This is a genomic window from Clostridium sp. DMHC 10 (assembly GCF_001270375.1).
In the GTDB taxonomy this organism is placed as follows: Bacteria; Bacillota; Clostridia; order Clostridiales; family Clostridiaceae; genus Clostridium_S; species Clostridium_S guangxiense.
The window spans coordinates 228,458-244,179 of record NZ_LGVB01000015.1; the positions used below are offsets into that span (position 1 = coordinate 228,458).

Genomic DNA, 15,722 nt, shown 5'->3' on the forward strand with positions numbered 1-15,722 from the left:
ATGAAACTTAACTTTTTAAAAACTATATATCTGAAAAGTCTTTTATAACTATTTTAACACATAATTAAGTATTGGAAAATAAGAAAGTGAAAGTAATTTTATAACACTTTCACTTTCTTATTATTATCTTAATTCTGCACCAATTAAATGTTCAAGAGTATTTACAATTTTATTGTGAACTTTTTCAACTTCTTTTTCTGTAAGTGTTTTATTTTCATCTCTATAAGTAATCGAGTATGCTACACTCTTTTTACCTTCTGGAACTTGTTTCCCCTTATAAACATCAAAGAGCTTATAACTTTCAAGTATGCTGCTGCCTTGTCTTTTTATTATATCTTCAATTTGCTGCACTAATATATTTTCATCAACAAGAACTGCTATATCCCTTGTTACAGCTGGAAATTTAGGAATTGGCTTGTATTCTTTAGTGATTGATGTATTTTCTATGAGTTCGTCAAGATTCATCTCTGCTATATAACATCTTTCCTCAACACCATAGTTTTCAGCTACATCTGGATGTATTTCTCCCATAATACCAAGACATTTATTTTTAAGCATAACTGAAGCAGTTTTACCTGGATGGAAAGTTGGATTTTCACTTTCTCTAACATATGATACATTTTCTATTCCAAGTATTTCTAGCAAATTCTCAATTACACCTTTTAGATCAAAATAATCTACGTTTCCGTACATACCTACAGTTATCACATTTTTTTCTTCTGGAATTTTACATTCATTTGAAGCTGGTATGTAAACTTTTCCAATTTCAAACAATCTTGCAAATTCATTACTTCTGCTGTAATTTCTCTGAAGAGCTTCCATCATTGAGTGAAGAGTAGTAGTTCTCATTACACTAAAATCTTCTCCTAATGGATTTCTTATTTTAACAACATTTCTAAGCTCACTATCTTTTGGAATAAGAATTTTATCAAAAACTTTAGGGCTTATAAATGAATAACTTATAGATTCATTTAGTCCTGAAGCAAGTAAACTTTCAACAACCATATCTTTTATTATTTGCTTCCTACTTTTTCCCATCCTTATACTTGGTGACTGTATAACTGTAGAATCAATGACATTATAACCATGTATTCTAGCAACTTCTTCTGCAATATCTTCTCTTATATTTATGTCACTTCTAAAAGTTCTAGACAGTACCTTAAGTATATCACCATTTATTTCAGTATCAAGTTCTAATCTATCTAAATATCCCTTCATCTCTTCTTTAGAAAGTTTTGTTCCTAAAAATTCATTTATCCATTTATAATCTACTTCAACATAGTGTTCTGTAATCTTTTCAGGATATATATCTGTAACGCCTTCTGCAATTTCTCCTGCGTTAAGTTCCTGTATTAAATTACATGCTCTATTTAAAGCTTCTTCACAAAGATTAGGATCAAGGTCTTTTTCATATCTTCCAGATGCTTCAGTTCTAAGTGCTAATTTTTGAGAAGATACTCTTATATTAGTTCCATCAAAGTTAGCTGATTCAAATATTATTTCATTTGTATCTTCTGTTACCTCTGAGTTTAAACCTCCCATTATTCCAGCAATAGCAACACTTTTATCTCCATTTTTTATCATAAGCTGATTTTTACTTAAAGTTCTTTCAGTTCCATCTAAAGTTGTAAACTTTTCTCCTTCTTTAGCTCTTTCAACTACTATCTTATTTGAACTTATCATTCTCTTATCAAAAGCATGCATTGGCTGACCAAGCTCAATCATAACAAAATTAGTTATATCAACTATATTGTTTATTGGTCTTACACCTGCAAGAGTAAGTCTTTCCTGCATCCATGCTGGTGAAGGCTCTATTTTTATATTTTTAACAACACGTGCCATATATCTCTTGCAAAGTTTATCCTTAACTTCAACAGTTAATTTATCTTTAATATTATTTTCTGCTGTTTCATTAAAATCAAATTTAGGTTTTCTATATTTAATATTAAGTGTTGCTGCTGTTTCTCTAGCCATACCAATTATGCTTAAGCAATCTGGTCTGTTCGAAGTTATTTCAAAATCTAAAACAGGATTGTCAAGTCCCAGAACATCTTTTATATCTTTTCCTACTTTTGTATCTTTATCTAAAATCATAAGACCATGTACTGGATTTTCTTCTGTCACCCCTATTTCTTCTGCTGAACACATCATTCCATTAGATACTATTCCTCTTAATTTACCCTTTTTTATTTTAACTCCTCCAGGAAGTGTTGAACCATGAAGAGCCACAGGTACTATATCCCCTTCTGACATGTTATTAGCTCCTGTAACTATTTGTATTGGTTCCTCTTTTCCAACTTCAACCTGACATACAACTAATTTTTCTGCATCAGGATGAGGCTCTATTTTTAGTATTTTACCAGTAACTACATTTTGCATTTCCTCTCCACTTGTTATTACTTCTTCAAGTTTTGAACCAGAAAGAGTAAGTATATCTCCAAGTTCTTTTGCATTTATATCAACATCTACGTAATCTTTAAGCCATTTATAAGGTACTTTCATATTCTTCTAATCCTCCTCTAAAATTGATTCAAAAATCTCATATCACTTTCATAAAGTTGTCTAATATCATCAATATGATGATCTAACATAACTATTCTATCAAGTCCAAGACCAAATGCAAATCCACTGTAAACTTCAGGATCTATTCCGCAGTTTCTTAAGACATTAGGGTGGACCATTCCGCAGCCCCATAATTCTATCCAGCCTTCTCCTTTACATACTCTGCATCCCTTTCCTCCACAGGCAAAGCATGTAACATCAGCTTCAGCAGATGGTTCAGTGAATGGAAAAATGATGTGGTCTAAATTTCATTTTTGTATTTTCTCCAAACATTTTCTTTGCAAACATTTCAAGCGTCCCTTTTAAATCGGAGAATCTAATTCCCTTATCTATAACTAATCCTTCAACTTGATAAAATATTGGTGAGTGAGTTGCATCTGCAGCATCAGAACGATAAACCTTTCCAGGTGAAATCATTTTTATAGGAGGTTTCTCATTAAGCATAGTTCTTACTTGTACTGGTGAGGTTTGTGTTCTTAAAACCATATCATCATTTATATAAAACGTATCCTGCTCTCCTCTTGCTGGATGATTCTTAGGTATATTCAACATTTCAAAATTATACTTATCATATTCTACTTCAGGACCTTCTTCAATTACAAAACCCATATCCATAAATATACTTTCAATTGCTTTTAACGTTAAATCTGTTGGATGTCTGTGCCCTATAAACTTTTTTTACCTGGCATAGATATATCTATAACTTCATCCTTTAATTTGTTTTCTTTTTCCGCTTTTTTTATTTTATTTGAAGTTTCTGATATAAAACCTTCGAGACTGCTTCTTATTTCATTAGCTAATTTTCCAACTACAGGTCTTTCCTCAGCACTTAAGCTTCCCATTCCTCTGAGTATTTGAGTAAGTTCCCCCTTCTTTCCAAGATATTTTACTCTTATGTTTTCAATTTCAGTTTTACTAATAGCTTTTTTTAAATCTTCAAGAGCGCTATTTTTTATTGCTTCTAATTTTTCTTTCATAAAATATTTTCTCCCTTCCTAGTGAAATCAGTTCAACTATTAATTCATATATGCATCATAATTCCTTGGAAATTGTCATTTTCAAACATGTATAAATTAAGTTTCACCTTGATTGCCCTTTATAACTTTTTGGAAATTAAAATATAAAAAAACCGCCCCCTAAATAAAAAGGGACGGAATAACTCCGCGGTACCACCCAAATTGGATAAACCCACTTGATTCTTTAACGGAACTACCGCTGTTTGCTACTCTATGAGATTACACCAGCTCAACTATTAATTTACATATACACACCATAATGCCATGAAACTTAGCATCTTGGAACATGTATAAATTAAGCTTCACCTTGATAACCCTTTATAAACATATTTCCCAAACAGAACTCCAGAGTGAACTTCAAAATAAAAATTGCTTAAAAAGACTTTCAGTCAGTGATCTTTTCTCCCTTAAAGCTATTTTAAATTTACTCTCTCTATCAAAATTTCGTATATTTTAACTTTTAATATGTATTATAACACCAATTTTATATTTTTCAAGCTTTTTATTAGATTTGCTTTAAATAAGTGTTGACTTTTGCATTTATTTAAAACATAATTTTTTCATCTTAATCTGCCTTACAGCTTCAAACATCATTATAGAAGCAGCAACCCCAACATTTAAGGATTCAGCATTTCCAGGCATAGGTATTTTCACGCTAATATTACCAAGTTCTAATACTTCATTACTTATTCCGTTTCCTTCATTTCCAACTGCAATTATAACTTTATCTGTCAAATCTATATCATAAAAATTATAATCGGTATTAAGAGAACTTGTTATTAATTTAAAATTATTTTTCTTTAATTTTTTTACTATATCGAAGCTAGCATCTTCAAAAATAATTGGAATTTTAAATATAGATCCCATGGTTGATCTTAAAGTTTTATTATTGTATGTATCCACAGTCCCTTTTGTAATTATTACACCAAGCGCTCCTGATGCATTTGCACTTCTTATTATCGTTCCCATGTTTCCAGGTCCTGCACCTTATCTATGAGCACATAAAAACCATTTTTAATTTGTATATCACTTATTCTATTTTTAACTACAGCAACTATGCCTTGAGGTGTCTCCGTGCTACTTATAGCATTTAAAACACTATCTGAAACCATAAAACTTTTAGTACTTTTATGTATTAAACCCTCAAACCCTAATTTCTCAAATTTTTCTTTTTGTCTCTCACAAATGAACACATATTTCACTTCAAAATTAGATTTGAGAGCTTCTTCTACAAATCTAAATCCTTCTATTAAGAAACTTTCATTTAAATCTCTGTATTTTTTCTCTTTTAACTTTTTTACTTCTTTTATGAGACTATTTTCTTTACTTTTTATTACTTCCATATCATCAAGCCCTTTTATTTTTATGGAGTTTGGTATAATTAGCAAAAATGCAGCCCTGTGGCTGCACTTTAATTAAGCACTAATTTGTTTTTTTGCTATTTCAACTAATTCAGAAAAAGCTTTTGGATCATTTATAGCTATTTCTGAAAGCATTTTTCTATTCATGCCTATTCCAGCAAGTTTGATTCCATTCATGAATTTTGAATAAGAAAGACCATTTACTCTTGTAGCAGCATTTATTCTAGCTATCCAAAGTTTTCTAAAATCTCTCTTTTTTAATCTTCTACCAACATAAGCATTTCTAAGTGCTCTTATAACAGTTTCGTTTGCTGTTTTAAATAACTTGCTCTTACCACCATAGTATCCTTTAGCAAGCTTTAATATTTTCTTATGATATTTACGAGCATTAACCGCCCTTTTTACTCTAGCCATTTTAGTAAACCTCCTTAAAAACCTTTCCTACTATAGGTATGGTAACAACTTTTTCATTGTTTTTTCTTGTGTCTCTGATACATAAGTAGCACTTCTTAAATTTCTCTTAGTTTTTGCAGATTTTTTTGTCAATATATGACTCTTAAAAGCCTTAGCTCTTTTTAACTTTCCAGTTCCAGTAAGCTTAAATCTTTTAGCAGCTGCTCTATTAGTCTTCATTTTTGGCATAATGTATCTCCTCCTATTTCTATGCTTTTTTAGGTGCTAGTACCATTGTCATATTCCTACCTTCTAATTTTGCTGGTTTTTCAATTACAGCAACTTCTTCAACTTTACTAAAGAAATTATTTAAAATACCATTTCCTTTAAAGGAATAATCATTTTGTCTTCCTTTGAAACGTACTGTAACCTTTACTTTATCTCCAGCACTCAAAAACTTAGAAGCATTGTTTGCTTTAATTTCAATATCATGTTCTTCAATAGTTGCACTTAATCTTATTTCCTTAATGTTGACTACTTTTTGATTCTTCTTGTTTTCTTTTTCCTTTTTAGTTTGTTCATATACGAACTTACCAAAGTCCATTATTCTACAAACTGGAGGAACTGCAGTAGGCGATATAACTACTAAATCAAGTTCTTTTTCTTCTGCTATTTTTAAAGCATCACGTGTATTTATAACACCCAATTGCGAACCATCATCACCTATAACTCTAACTTGCTTTTCCCTTATTTCTCCATTTACAAGAAAATTTTTATTCTTACTTATGACTTTCACCTCCGAAAACTATGTAATATTAAAATATCAACATTAAAATAAAAACAGAACGGTCAAAAAGCCGTTCTGTAATATACTAAACAATAATTAACATATATAACCTTACTAGCTGTGCTGCAAGGTGAGAAACGGCTAGTTCCTACTTAACACAGAATTTATTATATCATTAGTATTATAATTTGTCAAACATTATAATGAATTTATTTTTTGTTTAACTTCAGCATTAATTTTAAATATGAAATCATCTAAATTCATAGCTCCTAAATCGCCATCTTTTCTACTTCTAACAGCTACAGAACCTTCATTCATTTCTTTATCTCCAATAACAATCATATAAGGTATTTTTTGAAGTTGAGCTTCTCTTATTTTATATCCTATCTTTTCATTTCTTATATCCTTCTCAACTCTTATCCCTGCATCTTTAAGCTGTTCTACTATACGATCAACATATTGAGCTTGTGTATCTGTTATATTGAGAACTCTAACCTGCACTGGAGCAAGCCATGTTGGAAATGCCCCTGCATAATGTTCTATTAATATTCCTATAAATCTTTCTATACTTCCAAATACAACTCTATGAACCATAACTGGCCTATGCTTTTCACCATCAGCACCAACATAATTAAGATCGAATCTTTCAGGCATCTGCAAGTCAAGCTGTATAGTACCGCACTGCCAAGTTCTTCCTATACAATCTTTTAAGTGGAAATCAATTTTAGGTCCATAGAAAGCTCCGTCTCCTTCGTTTACCTTATAATCAAGATTTGCAGCTTTAAGAGCATTAATAAGGCCATTTGTAGCTATTTCCCAATCTTCATCGCTTCCCATAGAATCTTCTGGTCTAGTAGAAAGTTCTACATAGTATTCAAATCCAAACACTTTATAAAAGGAATCTATAAGTTTAACTACTCCCAATATTTCTTCGGTAATTTGTTCTCTTGTCATGAATATATGAGCATCATCCTGAGTAAAACATCTTACTCTCATAAGTCCGTGAAGTGCTCCTGATTTTTCATGTCTATGAACAAGACCAAGTTCTCCTAGTCTTATTGGAAGTTCTCTGTAAGAATGAATTCCATTTTTATATACAAGAATTGAACCTGGACAGTTCATTGGCTTTATAGCATAATCCTCATCATCAATTTTAGTAAAATACATGTTTTCTTTATAATGATCCCAATGCCCTGATTGATGCCATAATTCTTCATTCAAAATAATAGGAGTTCTTATTTCATCATATCCTGCCTTAGTATGAACTTCTCTCCAATAGTTTTCAAGAATATTTCTTACAACCATTCCCTTTGGATGGAAAAATGGAAATCCCGGACCTTCTTCATGTATACTAAACAAATCAAGTTCTTTACCTATTTTTCTATGATCTCTTTTTTTAGCTTCTTCAAGCATATTAAGATAAGCATCTAAATCCTCTTTTTTAGTAAATGCTGTTGCGTATATTCTCTGAAGCATCTTGTTTTTTTCATTTCCTCTCCAGTAAGCACCTGCAACTGAAAGAATCTTAATAACTTTTACTTTTCCAGTAGATTCAACATGAGGGCCTGCACAAAGGTCTGTAAAATCATCCTGTTTATAGAAAGAAATAGTCTCGCCTTCTGGCAAATCCTTTATAAGTTCAACCTTATAAGGTTCTTCCTTTTCTTCCATAAATTTTATTGCTTCTTCTCTTGGAAGTTCAAATCTTTCAAGTTTTATATTTTGTTTTATTATTCTTTCCATTTCTTTTTCTATTTTAGGGAACATTTCTTCTGTAAATGAAAAATCAGCATCAAAGTCATAATAGAATCCATCTGCTATTGCCGGTCCTATAGCTAATTTAACATTTGGATACAACCTTTTTATTGCCTGCGCAAGTATATGTGAAGCAGTATGTCTTAAAGTCCATTTTCCATCTTCATCATCAAAAGTTAGTATTTCAAGGTTACTATCTTCATTAATGGTTGTCATTAATTCATCCCTTTTGCCATTAATTCTAACTGAAATTGCTTTTTTATATAAACTAGGGCTTATTGCTTTTGCAACTTCAGCAGCAGTAACAGGATTTTCAAATTCCATTACTTTTCCATCTTTAAGTGTTACTTTTATCATGTTTTTTCCTCCTAATTATAAATTTATTTATTTTTGCAAAAAAAATAAAGCACATCCCCATATGGGACGAGCTTACCGTGTTTCCACCCAATTTAAAGGCAGTACAATACAAATGCTTTCCTGTATTACCTTTCACTCAAATCCATAACGCAGATATGCGAAAATGCTTACTTAGTTCAGCATATAACTCTAAGGTGGTTTTCAACAACTCATATCAAAGAAATCTTTCAGCCTTGGATTTCTATCTCTTTTAACTGTAATTTGTTTACTTTTCCTTATCATAATCTTTAACTATATGCATAACATCTAGATGTTATGCATATTATATTACAAAAATTATTATAAGTCAATATGCTTTCCAATCATTGTCTAATCAAGCTATTTTTTAGTTTTCTGCACATTTTACAATCATCACAGAAAAAAAACTTTATTTTCAAATACATTTAATATAGTTTGAATAATTTCCTTATTATTAAAACTTTCTTTACAGTGTATAACTATTTTTTTAGGGGAAAGTGTTATTAATCCACTTATAAGCACATCATCTACGTTTACCCCATTAACATTTACATCACATAATTCATCTATCATTTTATTTTCTACATTATTTCCATTCATGTCTTGGAGCAAGTATTTTCCTTCTTTATCAACGTATATATTAAGTTCATCAACTTTACTGTCTTGTATATCAACAAAATATTTTAAAAGCTTTATAAATTCATCATACTCTTTTTCAACCATATAATTTTCTATAACTTTATCTATAATATCAGAGAAATCTTTCTCTATGTTCTTCATTCTAAAAGTTGTAAATCCATTTATATTTATTTCATCATTTTCTTTTATGCACTCAATAATCTTATTTATTATGCTGTTTATCATATTAATATAAGAAATATTTTATCATTGATAACTGTATAATTTAATATAATATCACTACATCTTTTACATACATCATCAATTTCATCAGCATTTAAAAAAAAGTAAGAATCCTTAACTAAACTCATTAATTTGTTTTTGCAAAACTCATTGGCAATGTACTTATATAGTTCTTCACTAAAATATACGTAAAATTTACTTTTTATCTTTTCATTATAATCTTTATCACTGCATATTATTTTAACATAATGTAAATTATTTTCTACACTTTCTGATATTCCAATAGTTATATCACTGTTCTCAAAAGTATATTTAATTTCATTTATATTGCTTATTATATTATCCAAATTATCATTATATACTACAGTTTCAAGAAGCATTTTCAGCACTCCTTTCGTAATGTTAGTATGTGTTTAAAATTTAAGTCTATACACCCTTATAAAAAATTTTAATTATTTTTTTGATTTCACAGCTTTTAAAGATTGGTCAAATACTATAAAATTTTATTTAGTTTGTAACTAAAATCTATCTATACTATAATCTTATGGAGGTGTTTTATTTGAAAAATGTAATTGTAGACTATCGAATAGATATAAAAGAAAAGAATGTACTATTAGAAAATGGATATAACGTATTAACCGTCCCTCCATGCAAAGACGTATATAATGCGATTTCTGGTCATCCCGATATTCAATTATGTATGCTCAACAGTAATACTGCTGTTGTATATAAAAATATGCCTTACGAGTTTATTAAACAGCTTAAAGAACTAAACCTAAATATAATAAAATCTAAAAATGATGTTAAAAACAAATATCCTTATGATATCATACTCAATGCTGTAAATTTAAAAAACTTTTTTATACATAACCTTAAATATACTGATGATAATCTTTATAAAAAAATTTCTTATAAATCTTTAATTAACGTAAAGCAAGGTTATACAAAATGCTCTACAGCAATAATAAGCGATAATGCTATAATTACTAGTGACACTGGAATATCACAAGCTGCAAGCAAAAATGGACTAGATGTTCTTCTTTTACCTAATGGTGATATTGAACTCACTAATTTCGACTACGGATTTATTGGAGGCACTTGCGGTATTTTAGATAACAACACCATAGCCTTTTACGGTAATTTAGAAAATTACAAATATGGAGCTGAAGTACTTTCCTTTATAAAAAAGTATAACTTAAAGCCACTTTATTTGAGAGATAGTAAACTAATAGATAGGGGAAGCATATTATATTTTTAAAACAAAGCATTAAAATAAAACCGATATGACAACAAGTCATATCGGCCTTTATTGACAAAATCATCTTAAATTTTTTAATATTTTTTAATTATTTTAAGCCATTTTCATAACTTTGAACCATTTTTTTAACCATCTGGCCACCAACTGAACCATTTTCTCTTGAAGTAAGATCTCCATTGTATCCTTGTTTAAGATTTACTCCAACTTCCTTTGCTGCTTCCATTTTAAATTTATCTAATCCTTCTCTTGCTTCAGGTACTAAATTACTGTTTCTTGATGACATAGTTAACTCCTCCTCTTAATAAATATTTGTAATTTTCATTACGATATAAGTTTGCTCCATTTTAGCAAAAAATACGCTATTAAATTAAATGAAATATACCCAAGCTATGCCTGTATACCAATATTTTTCAAAATAAATTCAAATATTAAATTTATTATAAAAATACCCTTATAAACTTACTCTAGAAGGCTACTTTAAAATAAAGCTATATTTGCAAAAATAGCCTATACAGTTAACCATCTTACAAGTTACTGTATAAGCTACTTTTAAAACACTATTATATAATTGGAGGCGCCACCAGATTTGAACTGGGGGTAAAGGTTTTGCAGACCTCTGCCTTACCACTTGGCTATAGCGCCAAAATTGGAGCGGAAGACGAGATTCGAACTCGCGACGTTCACCTTGGCAAGGTGACGCTCTACCACTGAGCCACTCCCGCAAAATGGTGGCCAGACCAGGAATCGAACCAGGGACACGAGGATTTTCAGTCCTCTGCTCTACCGACTGAGCTATCTGGCCAATAATTAATATGGCGACTTGGAAGGGGATCGAACCCTCGACCTCTGGCGTGACAGGCCAGCACTCTAACCAGCTGAGCTACCAAGCCATAAAATTGTGGTGGGCACTACAGGGCTCGAACCTGTGACCCTCTGCTTGTAAGGCAGATGCTCTCCCAGCTGAGCTAAGCGCCCACAATCATATCTAACAATAAACTATTGCCAAGACAAATAATATTATATATTACTTATCTTGGCATGTCAATACTCTTTTACTTAATTTTTCTCTTTTTTTCAATAAGTGTACCTATATCCTCATGTGTGAAAGTATATTTTTTATCGCAAAAATTACATACTACTTCTTCTTGCTTCTCATCACGATATATTTCCTCTAAATCACTCATACTTATACTCATAAGTGCTCTTTCAACTCTCTCTTTTGAACAATCACATCTATATTCTGGTACTAAACTTCCATCTAATATTTTTAAGTCCATACCTTCAAATATAAATTCTAAAATTTCTTCAATTGATTTTCCATCACTTATGAATTCAGTTATAGATGGTATTTCTTGAAGTCTATATGTTATCAAATCTGCTGCAAGTTCATCTGCTCCTGGCATCATCTGTATTATAAATCCACCTGCTGCCTTTATTGATAAATCTTTATCCACTAACACTCCTAATCCAACTGCTGAAGGTACTTGTTCAGATGATGCATAATAGTAAGCAATATCATCGCCTATTTCCCCTGTATAAATAGGTACTTGGCCAACGTATGGCTCTCTAAGTCCCATATCTCTTACTATGCTGAGATTACCTTGTTTTCCAATTATACCTGACACATCAAGCTTACCAAGATTATTAGCTGGCAAATCAGCATTAGGATTACCTACAAATCCTTTTACATGAGCATCACTATACGCAGTTACAGTTACACCCTTAGCTATTCCTCCACCATTTATTTTTAAAGTTAAAACATCCTTGTCACCTTTAAGCATTGATCCCATAAGAGATCCAGCTGTAAGCATTCTCCCAAGCGCTGCTGATGCTGTAGGTGCACATTTATGTGTAGTTACTGCTTCGTTTACAAGTTCTGTTGTAATGGCTGCGACTATCCTCACTTCTCCATTTTTAGCAACAGCTCTTATTAATTTATCTGCCATAAAAAAGCCTCCATTTTACTTAATATTTCTTGTCTTTTTTACAATATAAGTTATTCTTTCTGTATGATCATTTATATCTTTTTCTTCATAACAATCTACTTTCTTTATAACAGAAAGTCCTACTGCATTTAAATATTTGTCTAATTGCAATTCACTATAGGCTCGTTCTTGATGCTCCTCATCAAATCGCTCATAAATACTATCTTCTTTTTTTATAAAAAACATCAAATACATATTTACAATGTCTTCTTCCAAACTATTTTCCCATACATAAACAACTTCATCATTATCAAAATCAAAAGTATTATTTCCAAGAACTTTGGTTAATTTATAACATGAATTTATATCAAATATAAACAATCCATCATCCTCAAGAGATTTTTCAACTTGACTAAAATAACTTTTCAAATCATTTTCGCACGTTATGTAATTTGTAGAATCCAAACAACACGTAATTAAGTCAAACTTCATATTTAGACTTAATTTAGATATATCCTGACAAATAAATTTTGCCTTAAAGCCTTTGTTTCTAAACTTTTCTTCTGCCTCGCAGAGCATATCTTCTGACATATCCACTGCCCACACATCTTTAAACTTAGTGCACAAATTTTCTGTTAAATTACCTGTACCACAGGCTAAATCAAGATATTTATCAAATTTTATTTCACTTTTTAAACATACATCATATATGTATTTAGACCATTTCTTATAGTTTATATCTGGATTTATAAGTTCATCATAAATATGCGCAAAACCTTTATTGTATTCCATAAAATCACCTTTCATAAAAACATTCCACTCTATATAATATAGGTTTCGCACATAATAATCAAATATAATATTTAATTCTCATCATAATTTTCATCATAATATTCACGATTTAATATTTCATCATTTTTAGGAATGTTAAGTTTCTTTTTCATTTTTGTCATTATCCCACCAATTCTTCCTGTCTCCTCTGATGTAAGTGCACTCCATCCAAGCTCATCAACTTTATCTTTAAGCCCTAATTCAGCAGCAATTTCATATTTCATTTTTTCTCTTTGCTCTTCAAGAGTTGTCAATTTCTTATTGGATTTTATTTTTGACTTAATAACTTTTTTAGTGGTGTTTTCCCCATGATGTATCCCTCCAAAATAATATATATTATATATTATTTTTTCATGATTTAATATTTTTATTCATAAAAATAAAAAAGAGTATCTTCTTAAAAAAAAAGTAAATTCCCCTAAAAGAGAATTTACTTAAGCCAAATTTTTGATATAAAAACTAGCACTATAAAGAGGATTAGACCAATCATTATAAAAATAGGCATAAACACCTGAAATCCTGCTATAACCATAGCGAGAATATCTTCATAGGTAATTTCTTGATCATCTTTTTTCGATCTTAATCTACGCTTTAAAAGCCTATTTAATTTTTCATTTTTCATGATATCACCTCTTGCTTTGCTATTAAACTAAATGACATGCAACAAAATGTCCACTTCCAGCATCCTTATATTCAGGATTTTCCTCCGAGCATCTTTTAGTAGCATACGGACACCTAGTGTGAAACTTACAGCCTGAAGGAGGATTAGAAGCACTTGGGATATCTCCCTTAAGTATTATTCTATTTCTCTTATAATCAGGATCTGGAACAGGTACAGCAGAAAGCAAAGCCTTTGTATATGGATGAAGAGGATTAGTATAAATTTCTTCTTTTGGAGCAAGTTCCACAAGAGAACCTAAATACATAACTCCTACCCTAGTGCTTATGTGCTTAACTACACTTAAATCATGAGATATAAATAAATATGAAAAACCCTTTTTCTCCTGAAGATCACAAAGTAAATTAACTATTTGAGACTGTATAGAAACATCAAGCGCAGAAACCGGCTCATCTGCAACTATAAAATCAGGATTCAAAGCAAGAGCCCTTGCTATGCCTATTCTTTGTCTTTGACCACCGGAAAACTCATGGGGATATCTTGAAATTTGGTATGATGCAAGACCGCAAGTGTTCATTGTCTCAAGTACCATATCATTTACATTATTTCTATCAGCCATACCATGGTCTATAAGGGCTTCCCCTATTATTTCACCTATAGTCATCCTAGGATCAAGTGAACTATAAGGATCTTGAAATATTATTTGCATTTTAGGCCTAATTCTTTTTAGTTCTTTTTTACCTATAGAAATATATCCTTATTTTCAAACTCTACTTTTCCAGCTGTTCTTTCTATTAGTCTTAAAATTGTTCTTCCGGCTGTACTTTTTCCACAGCCGGATTCTCCAACAAGTCCAAGTGTTTCACCTTTTTTTAATTCAAAAGAAATATCATCTACTGCTTTAACGTGACCTACAGTTTTCTGAAAAAAGCCACCTGTTATAGGGAAATATTTCTTTAAATGTTCAACCTTTAATATAGTTTCAGCCATTATTTTCCCTCCTCATAAAGCCAACATGCAACTTTATGTACATCATTAACCTGTACCAAATGTGGCTGTTTTTTACTACATATATCTTTAGCCTTTTCACATCTTTCACAAAAATAGCAATTTTCTGGCATACCTACTGGATTAGGAACCTGTCCTGGTATAGAGTATAATCTATCAACCTCATCATTTATTGAAGGTTTAGATTTAAGTAACCCTATAGTATATGGATGAAGGGGATTTTTAAACAATTCACGCACAGGAGCTTCTTCAACAATTTTGCCAGCATACATAACAACAACGTAATCCGCCATTTCTGCAACCACACCTAAATCATGTGTTATAAGCATAATAGAAGTATTTATCTTTTTCTTTAAATCCCTCATAAGATCAAGAATTTGCGCCTGAATAGTAACATCAAGAGCTGTAGTTGGCTCGTCTGCAATTAAAAGTTCAGGATCACATGATATTGCCATTGCTATCATAGCACGCTGTCTCATACCTCCACTTAATTCATGGGGGTAAGATTCAAAAATCGATTCTGCTCTAGGTATTCCTACCAACTTCAAAGCCTCTATTGATGCCTTCTTAGCCTCAGCTTCTGATAAATTTTTATGAAGCATCAAGGATTCAGAAATTTGATATCCTATTGTAAATACAGGGTTTAGAGACGTCATTGGTTCTTGAAATATTACTGAAATTTCATTTCCTCTTACTTTTCGAAGTTCATCTTCTGATAAACTTAGTAAATCTTTTCCTTTAAATAATATCTCACCAGAAACAATCTTTCCAGGAGGACTTGGTATCAATTTTAAAATCGACATAGATGTTACACTTTTTCCACATCCGGATTCTCCGACAATACACACTGTTTCCCCTTCATTTATTTTAAAGCTTACATCATTAACAGCTTTTACAACGCCTGCTTGAGTATAAAAATATGTGTTTAAGCTTTTCACTTCTAATAATTCTTTTGCCATACCTATATCCTC

Annotated in this window: 14 protein-coding genes, 5 tRNA genes, 3 pseudogenes and 2 other annotated features; of the genes and pseudogenes, 1 reads left to right on the top strand and 21 read right to left on the bottom strand. The window is 30.9% G+C overall.

Annotated features, from left to right (window positions below; genetic code table 11):
* Positions 1–123 precede the first annotated feature (123 nt).
* The 9 genes and pseudogenes from pheT to AGR56_RS19295 all read right to left on the bottom strand — a co-directional run bounded on the left by pheT (position 124) and on the right by AGR56_RS19295 (position 9,490).
* Positions 124–2,502, bottom strand: a complete 2,379-nt coding sequence (pheT, locus tag AGR56_RS03065) for a phenylalanine--tRNA ligase subunit beta (protein ID WP_053241095.1) — start codon at positions 2,500–2,502, stop codon at positions 124–126.
* Between the two features lie 17 nt (positions 2,503–2,519).
* Positions 2,520–3,539: pseudogene (gene pheS / locus AGR56_RS03070) on the bottom strand (phenylalanine--tRNA ligase subunit alpha).
* Between the two features lie 579 nt (positions 3,540–4,118).
* A pseudogene (locus tag AGR56_RS03075) lies at positions 4,119–4,921 on the bottom strand (RNA methyltransferase).
* 72 nt (positions 4,922–4,993) lie between these two features.
* Positions 4,994–5,353: a 50S ribosomal protein L20 gene (gene rplT / locus AGR56_RS03080; RefSeq protein WP_053241096.1), complete on the bottom strand. Its 360-nt coding sequence runs from the start codon at positions 5,351–5,353 to the stop codon at positions 4,994–4,996.
* A 30-nt stretch (positions 5,354–5,383) separates the two neighbouring features.
* A complete protein-coding gene (rpmI, locus tag AGR56_RS03085; protein WP_053241097.1) occupies positions 5,384–5,581 on the bottom strand; it encodes a 50S ribosomal protein L35 in 198 nt (65 codons plus the stop codon).
* Between the two features lie 19 nt (positions 5,582–5,600).
* Positions 5,601–6,128 carry a translation initiation factor IF-3 gene (gene infC, locus AGR56_RS03090; RefSeq protein ID WP_053241098.1) on the bottom strand — a complete coding sequence of 176 codons (528 nt, stop codon included), beginning with the start codon at positions 6,126–6,128 and terminating at the stop codon, positions 5,601–5,603.
* Positions 6,129–6,163: 35 nt separating this feature from the next.
* Positions 6,164–6,279, bottom strand: a sequence feature (ribosomal protein L20 leader region).
* A gap of 38 nt (positions 6,280–6,317) precedes the next feature.
* A complete protein-coding gene (gene thrS / locus AGR56_RS03095) occupies positions 6,318–8,231 on the bottom strand; it encodes a threonine--tRNA ligase (protein WP_053241099.1) in 1,914 nt (637 codons plus the stop codon).
* 59 nt (positions 8,232–8,290) lie between these two features.
* Positions 8,291–8,522, bottom strand: a binding site (T-box leader).
* 120 nt (positions 8,523–8,642) lie between these two features.
* A complete protein-coding gene (locus AGR56_RS19290) occupies positions 8,643–9,113 on the bottom strand; it encodes a putative sporulation protein YtxC (protein WP_084756844.1) in 471 nt (156 codons plus the stop codon).
* Positions 9,110–9,490 carry a hypothetical protein gene (locus tag AGR56_RS19295; protein ID WP_084756845.1) on the bottom strand — a complete coding sequence of 127 codons (381 nt, stop codon included), beginning with the start codon at positions 9,488–9,490 and terminating at the stop codon, positions 9,110–9,112. Before AGR56_RS19295 ends, AGR56_RS19290 begins: the two co-directional genes overlap by 4 nt.
* 179 nt (positions 9,491–9,669) lie before the next feature.
* Here AGR56_RS19295 and AGR56_RS03105 point away from each other — a divergent pair, with 179 nt between their 5' ends.
* Positions 9,670–10,368: a DUF6873 family GME fold protein gene (locus AGR56_RS03105; RefSeq protein ID WP_053241100.1), complete on the top strand. Its 699-nt coding sequence runs from the start codon at positions 9,670–9,672 to the stop codon at positions 10,366–10,368.
* A gap of 88 nt (positions 10,369–10,456) precedes the next feature.
* Here AGR56_RS03105 and AGR56_RS03110 read toward each other — a convergent pair whose 3' ends face one another.
* The 12 genes and pseudogenes from AGR56_RS03110 to AGR56_RS03165 form a co-directional block, all read right to left on the bottom strand.
* A complete protein-coding gene (locus AGR56_RS03110; RefSeq protein WP_053241101.1) occupies positions 10,457–10,651 on the bottom strand; it encodes an alpha/beta-type small acid-soluble spore protein in 195 nt (64 codons plus the stop codon).
* 286 nt (positions 10,652–10,937) lie between these two features.
* Positions 10,938–11,010 (bottom strand) — tRNA-Cys (locus AGR56_RS03115).
* Positions 11,011–11,015: 5 nt separating this feature from the next.
* Positions 11,016–11,090 (bottom strand) — tRNA-Gly (locus AGR56_RS03120).
* A 4-nt stretch (positions 11,091–11,094) separates the two neighbouring features.
* Positions 11,095–11,170 (bottom strand) — tRNA-Phe (locus AGR56_RS03125).
* Between the two features lie 11 nt (positions 11,171–11,181).
* A tRNA-Asp gene (locus tag AGR56_RS03130) sits at positions 11,182–11,258 on the bottom strand.
* Positions 11,259–11,267: 9 nt separating this feature from the next.
* Positions 11,268–11,343 (bottom strand) — tRNA-Val (locus tag AGR56_RS03135).
* A 77-nt stretch (positions 11,344–11,420) separates the two neighbouring features.
* Positions 11,421–12,314: an Hsp33 family molecular chaperone HslO gene (hslO, locus tag AGR56_RS03140; RefSeq protein ID WP_053241102.1), complete on the bottom strand. Its 894-nt coding sequence runs from the start codon at positions 12,312–12,314 to the stop codon at positions 11,421–11,423.
* A 15-nt stretch (positions 12,315–12,329) separates the two neighbouring features.
* Positions 12,330–13,085 carry a class I SAM-dependent methyltransferase gene (locus AGR56_RS03145; RefSeq protein WP_053243266.1) on the bottom strand — a complete coding sequence of 252 codons (756 nt, stop codon included), beginning with the start codon at positions 13,083–13,085 and terminating at the stop codon, positions 12,330–12,332.
* A gap of 71 nt (positions 13,086–13,156) precedes the next feature.
* Positions 13,157–13,441: a small, acid-soluble spore protein, alpha/beta type gene (locus tag AGR56_RS03150; protein ID WP_242851529.1), complete on the bottom strand. Its 285-nt coding sequence runs from the start codon at positions 13,439–13,441 to the stop codon at positions 13,157–13,159.
* A 113-nt stretch (positions 13,442–13,554) separates the two neighbouring features.
* A complete protein-coding gene (locus tag AGR56_RS03155) occupies positions 13,555–13,746 on the bottom strand; it encodes a hypothetical protein (RefSeq protein ID WP_053241104.1) in 192 nt (63 codons plus the stop codon).
* 22 nt (positions 13,747–13,768) lie between these two features.
* Positions 13,769–14,733, bottom strand: a pseudogene (locus AGR56_RS03160) (oligopeptide/dipeptide ABC transporter ATP-binding protein).
* Entirely contained in the window at positions 14,733–15,710 is a 978-nt protein-coding gene (locus tag AGR56_RS03165) for an ABC transporter ATP-binding protein (RefSeq protein ID WP_053241105.1), read from the bottom strand. The pseudogene AGR56_RS03160 and the gene AGR56_RS03165 overlap by 1 nt, the downstream one beginning before the upstream one ends.
* Positions 15,711–15,722 lie beyond the last annotated feature (12 nt).

Bases quoted from the DNA above. Each gene is read 5' to 3' on its own strand.
- pheT (WP_053241095.1), bottom strand. From the start codon at position 2,502: ATGAAAGTACCTTATAAATGGCTTAAAGATTACGTAGATGTTGATATA.
- rplT (WP_053241096.1), bottom strand. From the start codon at position 5,353: ATGGCTAGAGTAAAAAGGGCGGTTAATGCTCGTAAATATCATAAGAAA.
- rpmI (WP_053241097.1), bottom strand. From the start codon at position 5,581: ATGCCAAAAATGAAGACTAATAGAGCAGCTGCTAAAAGATTTAAGCTT.
- thrS (WP_053241099.1), bottom strand. From the start codon at position 8,231: ATGATAAAAGTAACACTTAAAGATGGAAAAGTAATGGAATTTGAAAAT.
- AGR56_RS19290 (WP_084756844.1), bottom strand. From the start codon at position 9,113: ATGATAAACAGCATAATAAATAAGATTATTGAGTGCATAAAAGAAAAT.
- AGR56_RS19295 (WP_084756845.1), bottom strand. From the start codon at position 9,490: ATGCTTCTTGAAACTGTAGTATATAATGATAATTTGGATAATATAATA.
- AGR56_RS03110 (WP_053241101.1), bottom strand. From the start codon at position 10,651: ATGTCATCAAGAAACAGTAATTTAGTACCTGAAGCAAGAGAAGGATTA.
- hslO (WP_053241102.1), bottom strand. From the start codon at position 12,314: ATGGCAGATAAATTAATAAGAGCTGTTGCTAAAAATGGAGAAGTGAGG.
- AGR56_RS03145 (WP_053243266.1), bottom strand. From the start codon at position 13,085: ATGGAATACAATAAAGGTTTTGCGCATATTTATGATGAACTTATAAAT.
- AGR56_RS03155 (WP_053241104.1), bottom strand. From the start codon at position 13,746: ATGAAAAATGAAAAATTAAATAGGCTTTTAAAGCGTAGATTAAGATCG.
- AGR56_RS03165 (WP_053241105.1), bottom strand. From the start codon at position 15,710: ATGGCAAAAGAATTATTAGAAGTGAAAAGCTTAAACACATATTTTTAT.